At 46.8% G+C, this 16,299-nt stretch carries 9 protein-coding genes; 4 read left to right on the forward strand and 5 right to left on the reverse strand.

The window, feature by feature from the left end; genetic code table 11:
* The first annotated feature begins 4 nt into the window (after nt 1–4).
* From FKX85_RS06760 to FKX85_RS06775, 4 genes are read left to right on the forward strand one after another with little or no spacing between them, the layout of a single operon-like run.
* Entirely contained in the window at nt 5–973 is a 969-nt protein-coding gene (locus tag FKX85_RS06760) for a PorP/SprF family type IX secretion system membrane protein (protein ID WP_141614003.1), read from the forward strand.
* A 2-nt stretch (nt 974–975) separates the two neighbouring features.
* Nucleotides 976–3,288 carry an OmpA family protein gene (locus tag FKX85_RS06765; protein WP_168196227.1) on the forward strand — a complete coding sequence of 771 codons (2,313 nt, stop codon included), beginning with the start codon at nt 976–978 and terminating at the stop codon, nt 3,286–3,288.
* Nucleotides 3,285–4,880 carry a T9SS type B sorting domain-containing protein gene (locus FKX85_RS06770; protein ID WP_141614005.1) on the forward strand — a complete coding sequence of 532 codons (1,596 nt, stop codon included), beginning with the start codon at nt 3,285–3,287 and terminating at the stop codon, nt 4,878–4,880. Before FKX85_RS06765 ends, FKX85_RS06770 begins: the two co-directional genes overlap by 4 nt.
* Before the next feature lie 43 nt (nt 4,881–4,923).
* Nucleotides 4,924–13,386, forward strand: a complete 8,463-nt coding sequence (locus FKX85_RS06775) for a beta strand repeat-containing protein (protein ID WP_141614006.1) — start codon at nt 4,924–4,926, stop codon at nt 13,384–13,386.
* A 451-nt stretch (nt 13,387–13,837) separates the two neighbouring features.
* Here the strand turns inward: FKX85_RS06775 and FKX85_RS06780 are convergent, their stop codons facing one another.
* The 5 genes from FKX85_RS06780 to FKX85_RS06800 form a co-directional block, all read right to left on the reverse strand.
* Complete coding sequence (locus FKX85_RS06780) at nt 13,838–14,215, reverse strand: VOC family protein (protein ID WP_141614007.1); 378 nt, start codon at nt 14,213–14,215, stop codon at nt 13,838–13,840.
* A gap of 19 nt (nt 14,216–14,234) precedes the next feature.
* The gene (locus FKX85_RS06785; RefSeq protein WP_141614008.1) at nt 14,235–14,588 is read right to left on the reverse strand and encodes a nuclear transport factor 2 family protein; all 354 of its coding nucleotides are present in this window, start codon (nt 14,586–14,588) and stop codon (nt 14,235–14,237) included.
* Nucleotides 14,589–14,600: 12 nt separating this feature from the next.
* Complete coding sequence (locus FKX85_RS06790) at nt 14,601–15,161, reverse strand: dihydrofolate reductase family protein (protein ID WP_141614009.1); 561 nt, start codon at nt 15,159–15,161, stop codon at nt 14,601–14,603.
* A complete protein-coding gene (locus tag FKX85_RS06795) occupies nt 15,151–15,678 on the reverse strand; it encodes a DinB family protein (protein WP_141614010.1) in 528 nt (175 codons plus the stop codon). Before FKX85_RS06795 ends, FKX85_RS06790 begins: the two co-directional genes overlap by 11 nt.
* Nucleotides 15,679–15,855: 177 nt before the next feature.
* A complete protein-coding gene (locus FKX85_RS06800) occupies nt 15,856–16,272 on the reverse strand; it encodes a VOC family protein (protein WP_141614011.1) in 417 nt (138 codons plus the stop codon).
* Nucleotides 16,273–16,299: the final 27 nt, after the last annotated feature.

Genomic DNA, 16,299 nt, shown 5'->3' on the forward strand with positions numbered 1-16,299 from the left:
AATTATGGGGAAATTATTTAAAATAGTCGTATTTTTTGTGATTGTCTTGGGCATCATGGAAGGTCATGCCCAACAGCTTCCCCAATTCAGCCAATATATATTCAACGGCCTTCATATTAACCCGGGCTATGCGGGGTATAAAGAGGAAGGATATTTACAGTCCACATACAGGTCCCAATGGGCAAACTTCCCAGGTGCCCCAAAAACCATGTCGGTTACGGCGGATTTCAGTGCCAATGAGGGGACAATGGGTTTCGGCTTTTCTTTTTTGCACGACCAGTTAGGTCCCTCTAAGACAATCGGCGGAATGCTGACTTACGCCTACCATATTCAGGTGGGGTATGATGGTTTTTTTGGCTTGGGCATTAGTGCAGGGATAACTGACTATGGGATAGATTATAGCTTACTGGAGGCGGTGGATGAAGATGATGATATTATTCACCAGGGAATTGTCAATGTGCTTGATCCTAATCTTAACCTTGGGCTATTTTATCACACCCCCAATTTTTATGCGGGAGTCAGCGCCTATAATGTGATCAATAATAAAGTATTTGAAAAACAGGGAATTGGTCGAGGCTACCAGGCATTTCATTTTTACCTGACTGCTGGAATGATGGTACCAATTTCTGACAATATATCATTTAAACCTTCGGTCCTTGCCAAGGAGGTAAAAGGGGCTCCTACCAATGTAGATCTGAACGCTTTGTTCTTGTTTTATGAAAGACTTTGGCTGGGAGGATCGTACAGGACGAACACAAAAGCATGGAAAAGTAATCTTCCAGAGAATTTGAGCAATCGGAATGCGGTGGCACTTATCGTGGAAATCTATGCCACGGAAGACTTCAGGGTGGGTTATGCCTATGATGTAAATATGAATGTCCTGCAGAATCACAGGCATAACTCGCATGAAATATCCCTAGGATATTATTTGTCCCCAAAAACGGTCAAGATGAGGAACCAAAGATGGTTTTAAATATGAAGAAAGTCATCGCACTTATATCGGTTTTATTGGTGACATTGACAGCCAGCGGCCAAAGTTCAATGCTTAGGTATGCTGAACAGCAAAAAGAGCAAACGAACTACAAGGTGGCTGCAGAGGTGTATGAAAAGGCCTATAATAGAAGGCCCACCTATACTTCGGCCAAAAATGCTGCCTATTGTTATTCAAAGAATAATGAATACAACCTATCCATTGAATGGTGGAAAAAGGCATTTGTTTTTACGGATGAGTACACGGATGAAGACATCACGGGTTTCCTTTCAGCTGCCCAAGCCCTTGGCAAAAGGGACCAAATGGTGGATTACCTGACAAAAAATGGGATATCCCAAAAGGGATATGGACAGGAAGCCCCAAGGCCCACCACTGCCCATGGGAGTGAGGACAGGGTACAATACCTGGAAGCGATCAACAGTACTGCTGCCGATTTTATCCTGGCCAAGGATACGTATGGCAACCGCTACTTTGTATCGGACAGAGGTGAGCTGTTGGATAATGTTAGGGTGAAGAAATTGAGGTTTGATGTCAAATCCAGAGTGTACGATAGAGACATTTATGAGTGGACTGGCCGTGAGTATCTTAAGATTTATCGTCAGGATAAGGATGGCAACATTGGGGCGATCAATATGGCTGGAAGTGGGTTTATGCACATGAGTGATCCCAGCATCGTAAATATTGAGGGAGTGGATTATATGTTCTTTTCTGTCACAAGAGACTTGAAAGAAAAAAGGAAGTCCCGTGATTTTGTGATACATCCCGAATTGTATTATGGCCCTATTGATGAGAAGGGGAAGCTTCTTTTTGTCCAGCCTTATCCGCGAAATTTGCCATTATCATACGGATTGATCACCCCATACGCTGATGCAGAAACCAGCCGCCTATATTATGCTTCAAATATGGAAGGGGGCTATGGGGGCTACGACCTGTATTATGTTAATTATTACAAGGAAGGAGATCGATTGATTTTTTCCGCGCCGTCCAATTTGGGCGAGAAGATCAATACAACATCCCATGAAAGGGATCCGTTTGCTTATAAGGGGGACTTTTACTTCGCCTCAGAGGGGCATTCCAATTTTGGAGGAACAGATATTTTTAAGGCCAACTTGCTGTCAGGTGGGGTTTTTGGCCAAGCTGTAAACCTCGGCGAGAAAGTCAATTCAGTAAGTGATGATTTTGCTTACCGACAGTTTGGTGATGAAGAAATTTATATAAGCTCCAACAGAAAGGGAGAGGAGGGGCTGGATGATATATACAGGTTGCTTCCTGGCCGTAGGAGGTTATTGGTGAAGGTAATGGACTGTAATGGAAATGTTTTGGAAAATGTCCAAGTGGCCCTTCATCAAATCGACGGGGACAGTGTGGAATGGGAGAAGAAAGAGGAAGGGGAATTTCTAGCGGATTTGTCAGCGGAGCAAAGGTATAAGGTTGAAATAGATCTAGAGGACTACTTTCCGGTGGTCGATAAGAGTATCTCTAGTGTCGGATTGGATTCTGGGACAATCAAAAGAGCGTATTATTTGGCCAAGGTACCTACAGCTGATATAGCCATCACAGACATCATCTATTATGACCTTGATAAAAGCCTTATCAGAAGGACTGAGCATGAAATCCTTGACGATGTCGCTGAAGTTATGGAGATGTATCCACAGCTGACATTGGAAGTGACTTCCCATACGGATTCCAGGGCTTCTCATGGCTATAACCAGCGACTGAGTAAAAGAAGGGCAAAGGCCGTGGAGGATTATTTGAAAGGAAAGGGAGTTCCCCTAGAGCGGATAAATGCCAGGTGGTTTGGTGAAGAGCATTTAGTGGTAGATTGTCCAGATGGTAAGGATTGTAGTGAAGACCAGCATCAACTGAACAGACGAAGTGAGCTCGTCCTAAGGGTTTCGGTAGAGGATTGGGTAGATAACGAAAAGACGTACAAGGATTATTGTTCACTTACCAGTTCACTTGACGAACTGCTAAGCAAAGCCGAAGCCGACAAGCTGAAGTTTAGAGGAAGGGAAGTTCGCTTGAAAGGAGAGCAACTAATGACTTTGGAGCGTCTGAAGCTGTTTTTGGAAAAGAACAAGGAGGTAGCATTGCTATTTGTGGGTTCATTTGACCAAGAGCTTTTTGAGGACAGAGTATCCATGGCTTTGGTCTATTTGACAGCAAAGGGGATATCCCCACAAAGAGTGTCCAGGAAATGGTTTGAGGATGAAGATGAAATTGAGGCTGCCAAGTACCGATCCCGAATGGCTTCTTTTGATAATGGACTTAAGGAAGTAATAATTGAAATAGAATGATACCGCATAGATATAAAATATTGCTTGTTACGAACCAGGCTCTGATGATCTTGTGCATGATTTGTGGAATTGTCAATGCACAAACCATCAATTATGGTAAGGTGGTCATTAAAGAAGGAACCACAGTCTCCACGCTGTTTGCTTTAGAGAATAAGCCGGAAGCTACCTTGGTCAATGATGGAACCTTATATGTGTATTCCCATTTTAAAAATGACGGGATATTCAACTTTACCCAGGGAGGGTACGCTGGAATGACGAGGTTTGTAGGGCAGACTGGAATTCAGAAAATTACAGGCAGTCAAATTGCTGAATTGAACGATGTGGTTTTTGATAATGCCAGTGACCCATACGCCTTTCAATTGGAAGGTACACTTAGCGTAACGGGAAATGGTGATTTTTCACGTGGTATTGTCCAAAGTGATGGATACGGAGGCTTGATCATTTTTGAAAAAGGAGCCTCACACAGCAATACCTCCGACATCAGCCATATGGATGGATTTGTTCAGAAAATTGGAGATGAATCTTTTATTTATCCCGTCGGAGATGGTGGGTTTTATAGGCATGATGGAATATCCGCTCCATCAAATGACCAATATTCCATAGAAACCAACTATTTCTTTGAGGATCCCGATCCAAGTTACCCCCGAGCCCAGAAAGAAGCTAAAATCCAGGTCATTGATGACTCGGAGTATTGGGTTTTGAACAAAGTCGAGGGAGGGGATGAAGATGTGGACGTAATACTTTCTTGGCGGGATGTGACGACACCGGCATTTATTTTAGGAGAAGAAAAAAGCCGTCTTCATATCGCAAAATGGGACGAGGAAAATGAGCAGTGGATAGATATGGGAGGAGAGGTAGATCTGGCAAACTATACCGTCACCGCACCGGCAAAATTAGCTGCCACCGGCGTGTATACTTTTGCTTTGGTGCAAGAAGGGGCGACAGATCTTCAAGTCACCAAAACATCATTTGAAAAAGTGGTGTGGGAAGGGGATGATCTGGAGTATGAGATCCGAGTTCAGAATAACAGTGATATCAATGCCACCGATGTAATGGTGGTGGATAACCTGCCACCTGGAACACGCTATAAGGAAATGGTGGTAGAGTCCGCTTTTGGACTGTTGGAGTATGAGTTGGAAGTTAGTGGTCAGACCTTGATGTGGAGTGTTCCGGCATTTCTGGCCGGCGATGAAATGGTCATTACGTTGACCATAACCACAGAAGGAGAAGGAACCATTATGAATTCGGTAAAAGTGAATTCAAACGAAGAAGATACCAATCCAGAGAATAACGAAGACCAGGATATTAACAAGGTCAATAAGTTTTTCATTCCAAATGTCATTACGCCGAATGGAGATATGGATAACGACGTCTTCAAGATCAATGGTCTGAATAGATTTAAAGAAAACAGGATCACTATCTTTAACAGGTTTGGCGATCATGTTTTTGAAGCTGAAGATTATCAGAACGATTGGGCAGCAAAAGGCTTGGTGGATGGCACCTACTTTTATATGCTGGAGGTCATGCTTGAAAATGGCCAAAAAGATGAGTTTAAAGGATGGATCCAGGTAATCAGGACTCCAATTAAATAATTTGATAAGTATAATTAAGAAAATATACCAAAACGATATGAGCATGAAAAATTTACTTTTAGTGTTGTTGTTTTGCTTGGGGGCAAGATATGCAAGTGCTCAAGTAGGGATTGGAGCCGATGTACCAAATCCATCATCTCAATTGGAGATAGCATCATCAGATAGAGGTGTTTTGATTCCAAGAATTGGTCTAACGAGCATTACGGATACCGAGACCATAACAGGAGGGAATGTGGAGAGTTTATTGGTTTATAATACTACGGACAATGATTTGATTTCTCCAGGCTATTATTACTGGTATGAAAATAAATGGAGAAGATTGGGGGCTGATGACGATCATCCAAGTAATATAGTCTATGATCCGGAAAAGAACCAGTTCTTCTATATCAATGAATCTGGCGAACTCGTCGAAATAAGCATTGAGGAATTGTTAAATGAGACGGTGACGACGCTGGTGGACAACGGAGACGGCACCTATACCTACACCTCGGAGGACGGTACGGCGACGTTGGTGGACGTACCTTCGGAGATCATCAATCAGCTCACCACTGGCGAAGGAGACGTTTATGAGAGCATCACGAACCTTATAGAAGAAGTGGGCGGGAACGTGCACTATGACGGGACGACCAACGAGTTCACGTATGTTGATGCGAGCGGCGATGAGCAGGTGATCAACATAGAAGAGCTGGTAAAGTCAAACGAGACGGTGACGACGCTGGTTGATAATGGAGACGGCACCTATACCTACACATCGGAAGACGGTACGGCGACGTTGGTGGACGTACCATCCGAGATCATTAATCAGCTCACCACTGGCGAAGGAGACGTTTATGAGAGCATCACGAACCTTATAGAAGAAGTGGGCGGGAACGTGCACTATGACGGGACGACCAACGAGTTCACGTATGTTGATGCGAGCGGCGATGAGCAGGTGATCAACATGGAGGCGCTGGTAAAGTCAAACGAGACGGTGACAACGCTGGTTGATAATGGAGACGGCACCTATACCTACACCTCGGAGGACGGTACGGCGACGTTGGTGGACGTACCATCCGAGATCATCAATCAGCTCACCACTGGCGAAGGAGACGTTTATGAGAGCATCACGAACCTTATAGAAGAAGTGGGCGGGAACGTGCACTATGACGGGACGACCAACGAGTTCACGTATGTTGATGCGAGCGGCGATGAGCAGGTGATCAACATAGAAGAGCTGGTAAAGTCAAACGAGACGGTGACGACGCTGGTTGATAATGGAGACGGCACCTATACCTACACATCGGAGGACGGTACGGCGACATTGGTTGACGTACCTTCGGAGATCATCAATCAGCTCACCACTGGCGAAGGAGACGTTTATGAGAGCATCACGAACCTTATAGAAGAAGTGGGCGGGAACGTGCACTATGACGGGACGACCAACGAGTTTACCTATGTTGATGCGAGCGGCGATGAGCAGGTGATCAACATGGAGGCGCTGGTAAAGTCAAACGAGACGGTGACGACGCTGGTGGACAACGGAGACGGCACCTATACCTACACATCGGAGGACGGTACGGCGACGTTGGTGGACGTACCTTCGGAGATCATCAATCAGCTCACCACTGGCGAAGGAGACGTTTATGAGAGCATCACGAACCTTATAGAAGAAGTGGGCGGGAACGTGCACTATGACGGGACGACCAACGAGTTCACGTATGTTGATGCGAGCGGCGATGAGCAGGTGATCAACATGGAGGCGCTGGTAAAGTCAAACGAGACGGTGACAACGCTGGTTGATAATGGAGACGGCACCTATACCTACACCTCGGAGGACGGTACGGCGACGTTGGTGGACGTACCATCCGAGATCATCAATCAGCTCACCACTGGCGAAGGAGACGTTTATGAGAGCATCACGAACCTTATAGAAGAAGTGGGCGGGAACGTGCACTATGACGGGACGACCAACGAGTTCACGTATGTTGATGCGAGCGGCGATGAGCAGGTGATCAACATGGAGGCGCTGGTAAAGTCAAACGAGACGGTGACGACGCTGGTAGACCACGGAGATGGAACCTTTACCTATACCGATGAAACGGGAATATCCGTCACTTTTGATGCCAATACCACCTTAGTGACCGACAACGACGACGGAACATATACTATCACCAACGACAATGGAACAGAAGTGACTATAGATGTTGCCGGTGATGTTATCGAGAATATTCAAAATGAAGGTGGTATTTATAATGAGATCACTGATGTCATAGCCCAGAACGAAACGCTTACCAGTGCCACCTTTGATGCTACAACAGGCATCTTAACCTACAATGATGAAGATGGGGTTGCTACTCCGTTAGACTTAGGAGCGATGATTCCTAATTTCGAGACGTTGACTTCCATAACACAGGATGCAGCAGCCGGAACCATTACCTATGTAGATGAGGATGGAGAAGAAAATGTATTACAAGTCGGTGATTTAATCGCCCAGAACGAAACGCTTACCAGTGCCACCTTTGATCCTACAACAGGTATCTTAACCTATAATGATGAAGATGGGGTTGCTACTCCGTTAGACTTAGGAGCGATGATTCCTAATTTCGAGACGTTGACTTCCATCACTCAAGATGCAGTAGCAGGCACAATTACTTACACCGATGAGGATGGAGCAGAAACCGTTTTGCAAGTGGCAGATTTAGTCGCCCAGAACGAAACGCTTACCAGTGCCACCTTTGATGCTACAACAGGCATCTTAACCTACAATGATGAAGATGGGGTTGCTACTCCGTTAGACTTAGGAGCGATGATTCCTAATTTCGAGACGTTGACTTCCATAACACAGGATGCAGCAGCCGGAACCATTACCTATGTAGATGAGGATGGAGAAGAAAATGTATTACAAGTCGGTGATTTAATCGCCCAGAACGAAACGCTGACCAGTGCCACCTTTGATGCTACAACAGGTATCTTAACCTACAATGATGAAGATGGGGTTGCTAACGATTTGGACTTAGGAGCGATGATTCCTAATTTCGAGACGTTGACTTCCATATCACAGGATGCAGCAGCCGGAACCATTACCTATGTAGATGAGGATGGAGAAGAAAATGTATTACAAGTCGGTGATTTAATCGCCCAGAACGAAACGCTGACCAGTGCTACCTTTGATCCTACAACAGGTATCTTAACCTATAATGATGAAGATGGGGTTGCTACTCCGTTAGACTTAGGAGCGATGATTCCTAATTTCGAGACGTTGACTTCCATATCACAGGATGCAGCAGCCGGAACCATTACCTATGTAGATGAGGATGGAGCAGAAAATGTATTACAAGTCGGTGATTTAATCGCCCAGAACGAAACGCTTACCAGTGCCACCTTTGATGCTACAACAGGCATCTTAACCTACAATGATGAAGATGGGGTTGCTAACGATTTGGACTTAGGAGCGATGATTCCTAATTTCGAGACGTTGACTTCCATCACTCAAGATGCAGTAGCAGGCACAATTACTTACACCGATGAGGATGGAGCAGAAACCGTTTTGCAAGTGGCAGATTTAGTCGCCCAGAACGAAACGCTTACCAGTGCCAACTTTGATCCTACAACAGGTATCTTAACCTATAATGATGAAGATGGGGTTGCTACTCCGTTAGACTTAGGAGCGATGATTCCTAATTTCGAGACGTTGACTTCCATCACTCAAGATGCAGTAGCAGGCACAATTACTTACACCGATGAGGATGGAGCAGAAACCGTTTTGCAAGTGGCAGATTTAATCGCCCAGAACGAAACGCTGACCAGTGCCACCTTTGATGCTGCAACAGGCATCTTAACCTACAATGATGAAGATGGGGTTGCTACTCCGTTAGACTTAGGAGCGATGATTCCTAATTTCGAGACGTTGACTTCCATATCACAGGATGCAGCAGCCGGAACCATTACCTATGTAGATGAGGATGGAGAAGAAAATGTATTACAAGTCGGTGATTTAATCGCCCAGAACGAAACGCTTACCAGTGCCACCTTTGATGCTGCAACAGGTATCTTAATCTACAATGATGAAGATGGGGTTGCTACTCCGTTAGACTTAGGAGCGATGATTCCTAATTTCGAGACGTTGACTTCCATCACTCAAGATGCAGTAGCAGGCACAATTACTTACACCGATGAGGATGGAGCAGAAACCGTTTTGCAAGTGGCAGATTTAGTCGCCCAGAACGAAACGCTTACCAGTGCCACCTTTGATGCTGCAACAGGTATCTTAACCTACAATGATGAAGATGGGGTTGCTACTCCGTTAGACTTAGGAGCGATGATTCCTAATTTCGAGACGTTGACTTCCATCACTCAAGATGCAGTAGCAGGCACAATTACTTACACCGATGAGGATGGAGCAGAAACCGTTTTGCAAGTGGCAGATTTAGTCGCCCAGAACGAAACGCTTACCAGTGCCACCTTTGATGCTACAACAGGTATCTTAACCTACAATGATGAAGATGGGGTTGCTACTCCGTTAGACTTAGGAGCGATGATTCCTAATTTCGAGACGTTGACTTCCATATCACAGGATGCAGCAGCCGGAACCATTACCTATGTAGATGAGGATGGAGAAGAAAATGTATTACAAGTCGGTGATTTAATCGCCCAGAACGAAACGCTAACCACACTAGTTGATAACGAGAATGGCACCTATACATATACCTCCGAGGATAACACCAGTACAACCTTTGACGTAACTCAAACAGGAGCTGGTAATCCAAATGATAACGGTACAACTGGCGAAGCCGGTGACATCTATGTAGACGAGGGCACAGGCGATATCTACGCTCATAACGGGAGTGAGTGGGTACAGAACAGTGATGAAATCGATGTATTCGGGGGACAAATTTTCCATACTGAGGTAGATGGAGGTTCTACTGTTTTTAATGTAACCCGTACAGGAGTAGGAGACCCGAATAATATTACCGAACCTTCATTTGTTGCCACCGCCGGCGATGTGTATGTAGATGAGAGCACAGGGGACATCTATACCCGTGACGGTACGTCATGGTCACAGGCCTCTGGTCTCAGCGATATTTTGGAAGACAATGGGGACGGTACGTTCACGCACACGTCTGTGGACGGGATGGATATTACCTTTGATGCGAACACGACAAGCGTGAGCGAGGCTGACGGTGTGTATACCTTTACCGATGCCGCGGGTGTGACGATCACGACGATCGACACGAACGCGTCGGCGCTGGGCTTTGACAACGCTGCGAGCGGTTTGGCGGCAGATAACGTGCAGGCGGCGATAGACGAGCTTGTTGCGGGTACTGACGGCCAGTTTTCGGTGATCGACCTGGTTGACAACGGCGACGGAAATGTTACGCTGGTTAAGCCCGACGGCACCAGTGCGACGGTAGCCAAGTCCGACCTGACCGATAATGCCGACGGTACCTATACCTTTACCAACAATGACGGCATTGACGTGACGATAGTCACCACGTCCGTAACGGACAACACTGACGGCACGACGACCATTACCGATGTGAACGGTGGTACGGTGACGGTGGACAACGACGGTGTAGATAATGTGGACGATGCCGATAACGACCCAACAAATGAGATCCAGGACGCCGGGGGCGTTGACTACGACAATACGGCTTCCGGGCTTACGGCGACGGACGCCCAGGCAGCGATAGACGAGCTTGTTGCGGGTACTGACGGCCAGTTTTCGGTGATCGACCTGGTTGACAACGGCGACGGAAATGTTACGCTGGTTAAGCCCGACGGCACCAGTGCGACGGTAGCCAAGTCCGACCTGACCGATAATGCCGACGGTACCTATACCTTTACCAACAATGACGGCATTGACGTGACGATAGTCACCACGTCCGTAACGGACAACACTGACGGCACGACGACCATTACCGATGTGAACGGTGGTACGGTGACGGTGGACAACGACGGTGTAGATAATGTGGACGATGCCGATAACGACCCAACAAATGAGATCCAGGACGCCGGGGGCGTTGACTACGACAATACGGCTTCCGGGCTTACGGCGACGGACGCCCAGGCGGCGATAGACGAGCTTGTTGCGGGTACTGACGGCCAGTTTTCGGTGATCGACCTGGTTGACAACGGCGACGGAAATGTTACGCTGGTTAAGCCCGACGGCACCAGTGCGACGGTAGCCAAGTCCGACCTGACCGATAATGCCGACGGTACCTATACCTTTACCAACAATGACGGCATTGACGTGACGATAGTCACCACGTCCGTAACGGACAACACTGACGGCACGACGACCATTACCGATGTGAACGGTGGTACGGTGACGGTGGACAACGACGGTGTAGATAATGTGGACGATGCCGATAACGACCCAACAAATGAGATCCAGGACGCCGGGGGCGTTGACTACGACAATACGGCTTCCGGGCTTACGGCGACGGACGCCCAGGCAGCGATAGACGAGCTTGTTGCGGGTACTGACGGCCAGTTTTCGGTGATCGACCTGGTTGACAACGGCGACGGAAATGTTACGCTGGTTAAGCCCGACGGCACCAGTGCGACGGTAGCCAAGTCCGACCTGACCGATAATGCCGACGGTACCTATACCTTTACCAACAATGACGGCATTGACGTGACGATAGTCACCACGTCCGTAACGGACAACACTGACGGCACGACGACCATTACCGATGTGAACGGTGGTACGGTGACGGTGGACAACGACGGTGTAGATAATGTGGACGATGCCGATAACGACCCAACAAATGAGATCCAGGACGCCGGGGGCGTTGACTACGACAATACGGCTTCCGGGCTTACGGCGACGGACGCCCAGGCGGCGATAGACGAGCTTGTTGCGGGTACTGACGGCCAGTTTTCGGTGATCGACCTGGTTGACAACGGCGACGGAAATGTTACGCTGGTTAAGCCCGACGGCACCAGTGCGACGGTAGCCAAGTCCGACCTGACCGATAATGCCGACGGTACCTATACCTTTACCAACAATGACGGCATTGACGTGACGATAGTCACCACGTCCGTAACGGACAACACTGACGGCACGACGACCATTACCGATGTGAACGGTGGTACGGTGACGGTGGACAACGACGGTGTAGATAATGTGGACGATGCCGATAACGACCCAACAAATGAGATCCAGGACGCCGGGGGCGTTGACTACGACAATACGGCTTCCGGGCTTACGGCGACGGACGCCCAGGCAGCGATAGACGAGCTTGTTGCGGGTACTGACGGCCAGTTTTCGGTGATCGACCTGGTTGACAACGGCGACGGAAATGTTACGCTGGTTAAGCCCGACGGCACCAGTGCGACGGTAGCCAAGTCCGACCTGACCGATAATGCCGACGGTACCTATACCTTTACCAACAATGACGGCATTGACGTGACGATAGTCACCACGTCCGTAACGGACAACACTGACGGCACGACGACCATTACCGATGTGAACGGTGGTACGGTGACGGTGGACAACGACGGTGTAGATAATGTGGACGATGCCGATAACGACCCAACAAATGAGATCCAGGACGCCGGGGGCGTTGACTACGACAATACGGCTTCCGGGCTTACGGCGACGGACGCCCAGGCAGCGATAGACGAAGTGGTCACCAATCAGGGGAACGACAATGACGGAGTGATCGGCAACGAGGTACTTGACGCAACGGATGGCGGCTCGCTGGAAAGAAGCGGAGCGGGGACGAATACGGATCCCTTCACGCTAGATGTTTCCGACGGTGGCATCGGTACTACAGAACTGGGGGACAATGCTGTGACCTCTGCGAAGATCGCAGACAATGCTGTTGGATCATCAGAGATCGCTGCCGATGCGGTAACGTCTGCCGAAATTGCGGACAATGCTGTTAATACTGCCGAGATCACGAACAAGGCAGTGAGCTTGGCCAAACTGGCAGACGGTACTTCTACAGGCCAGTTGATGCAGTGGAATGGTACCTCTTGGGTGTTAGTCAGTAGTGAGAGCCAAAATAGTGAACCTTGGTTTGACCAAGCAACAAATACCGAAGCGACTGATAATACCCAAGATATTTACCAAATGGGAAAAGTAGGTATTGGCACGGACAATATGCTTGGAACCACAGATGATGATGTTGCTTTGGCGGTGAACGGTAAGATACTGACCACTTCCAATATTTATGCGGATTATGTGTTTGAAGATTACTATGAGGGACGGTCTGTTTTAAATGAAGATTATACGTTCAAAACCTTGGAGGAGATCGAAAAGTTTATCAACGACAATCGCCACCTCCCTGGTATTACCAAAATTGATGGACTGAATAAAACGGAGAATGGAGATTTTGTAATTGATGCGACTAAGCTTTCCGTTCAGTTATTGGAGAAGGTCGAGGAATTATACCTGTATGTCATTGAACAGCAAAGACTGATAAAGGAAAAAGATATGGAGATCCAATCGCTGCGGAAGAATTTAGAGAAAATGGATAAGCGCTTGGAAAAACTAGAAGAAGCTTTTTTTCAGGAATGATCAGATGGGTTGTAGTAAATAAACATCCATGATAGGAGTGAAATTCAAAAATATTGTAATGGGGGGGTTCATTACTATCCTTGAAACATTCGCTTAAAAAGGAATAGGTACAACAAACCCTTCTTAGTGCTAAACACGTCCGGCACTAAGAAGGGAGTACTGATCCCCAGACTTACCGAAACTCCGGTGACGGCCTTGGAAAAAAATTCCCAACTGAAGGATTGCTTATCTACAACACTGATAAGGGCTGTGTACAAATATATTTAGGAAGTGCTTTTGAATGTCTAACGATAGATTTCAGAGCGGAGCTTACAAAAGATGTTGGGGTACACGACAATGCCAACACCCAGGTAACTTGGAACCCTATAAGATGGGGCTACCGCTCGTACAGCCGGGACAGATTTGTGATAAAAGATGATGGAAATGTAAGCATACAGGAAGGTGCCGAAGGCTACTCTTGCAGCACTGAAAGGATATTTCCGGCAGGATCTTTAAACCAGGCGATTTGAGGGCCTTCTTCATTTCTACAGATACCCTTTGAATCAGTTTGAATGTGACCGGTATATTGTTCGAAGCGAATGCCCCTGGCAATGAGTTCGTCCACGGTTTTTTCGATATTGTCTACCGTAAAATTCAGGACTGTAAAGACGGCAGGCTGGTGGTCGGGTTTAGGATAGATAATGATGGGTTGATTGCCGGAAGTCTTTACTTCCAGTATGCCCATGTTGTTTTTGGTTACCTCGAGCCCTAATACCTCCTCATAGAATTTCTGGGTTTTGGCGAGGTCCTTTGCAGCAAAACTACTGAATGCAAGATTGGATTGTAACATGATTGGGTAGATTATTGGTTTAACTGACTTCTTGGACAAAAGAGACCATTTGTTTGATCTTAGGATTTTTGAATCCGCTGAATACGTAGGTGTCACAGAAGGCAAACCTCCTGACCTTATCACTTTCCATGATGATCGCCCCACGAACAGCAGCCTCTTTGCCATGGGTGATGACTTGTTCGATCTCTGATTTGGCGGGTGTGCCATCTGTCATTTTTTCCAAGGCATCTATAAATGCTGCTTTTCCAGTGAGTGTTTTATCTCCCATAATGGTCCATTCGATATCATCGGTAACTTGATCGGCAATATAGGTTACATCGCCGCTGGCGAATGCCTCGTTAAACTTTACTAAAATTTTTCCTTTTTCTGTCATGGTTATTTGGTTTTAGATTGTATTTGGAGCTGCATAGCGCAGCAATACGTTCCCGCAGGTAAATGGCTTACTTTCCAAGAGCTTTAGCTTCATGGCGCTATCCTGAAATAATGGCACCCCTTTTCCTAATATAACGGGATTTACGATGATTCGATATTCATCGATGAGATGGTATTTCATAAAGTGGTGTGCCAAATCAGCTCCTCCAAAAAAGACCATGTCTTTCCCTGGCCGCTCTTTCAGCTGTTGAATAGTGACTGGATCCACTTTGTCCATGATAGTGGCATTCCAACTGGCCTTTTGGAGTGTTTTGGAAAAGACCAGTTTGGGGGTTTCATTCATCACCTGTGCAAACTCCCCTTGCTGCTCAGGCCAATATTCCAGCATCAGCTCATAGGATTTGCGGCCATATATAAACGTATCCAGTGAGTTGAAGAAATCCATCATATAGGCATCCATTTCGCGATTCCATACGTGCCAGCTGATATCACGATGCTCACCTTCTATATATCCATCGAGTGAGATCATCATGGACAAGATGATATTACGTCGCGCTGGTGGATCAATGGACATTTGTATAGGATTTTTTGGTGAGCTTGCTTATGATCCGTTCAAGCTGGTAGACATGCCGGCGGGTATGGAAAACCGTAAACCAAAGCCATTCGAGTCGGGTAAAATCGCCATATTCCGGAATGGCAAATTCCCTGCAAATCCTCGTGACATCGACTTTTTGAAAAGCCATAAACTGTTCTAAACGCTTTTCGATTGCTGGAATCAATACCGCCTTGTCGATGGGGCCTTTATCAGGTAAGATTTCCACTGGAGATTCCATCTTGATGGTGAAATCCAAGAATAAGTTCTTTACTTCCCAGACTTTTTCATCAGGTTTGCGATGGCATTCCGATGTTTCGCCACTGAGGATGTCAGCAGCAGCGTAGGATTTTAGCAGATGATTTCCCACCTGTCCGGCCGTCCAGCTGCCTTCAAAAGGTACTGTGTTCAACTGCTCTTCAGATAGTGTGTTGAGCATGGTGACCAGTTGATGGCTGATTTCCTTGAGTGATTCAAATACGTCTTTTTTAGTGCTCATAATCAGTAGGGGTCAAGTGTATGGCAATGTGGTCGGTGTGATTTTTTATTGTGGCTGGAGTCTGAGATAGTAAATGCAGGACAGGTCTAAAATACCAAATTTTGCGATAGGAAATATGACCTGCCTTCCAAAACCATCTACTGCCCAATTAATGATTTTATACTTTTTCATGATCCGTTAATTAGATGGATCAGGTAAAAGCACCTGCCATTTTTTACCAAATTTGTCTCGGAGGACCCCGAAAGTATCGCCCCAAAATTGCTTCCTTACCGGCTCGTGCACTTTTCCGCCGTTAGCAAGTCGGTCAAAGCATCGATGTATTTCAGTTTCATCATCAAAGGTGAGGTGAATGCTCATGTCATTCCCAGGCTGGTGACCGTCCGGGCCTTGCATGTCAGTGGCCATCAGTACCAAGTCACCATTGCGAAGTTCGGCGTGCATGATTTGGTCCAGTTGGTCCTTTGGGGTTTGTTCGGCCATGGGGCCTTCTGCCATGGTCATTAGCTGGAGATCGCCTCCCAAGCATTGTTGATAAAAGATCATGGCTTCTCTGCAGTTGCCGTCAAAGCTTACGTATGGGTTTATCTTGATCATGATATTTATTGTTTTAGGTTCAATACA

The sequence above is a fragment of the Echinicola soli genome (assembly GCF_006575665.1).
Taxonomy (GTDB): Bacteria; Bacteroidota; Bacteroidia; order Cytophagales; family Cyclobacteriaceae; genus Echinicola; species Echinicola soli.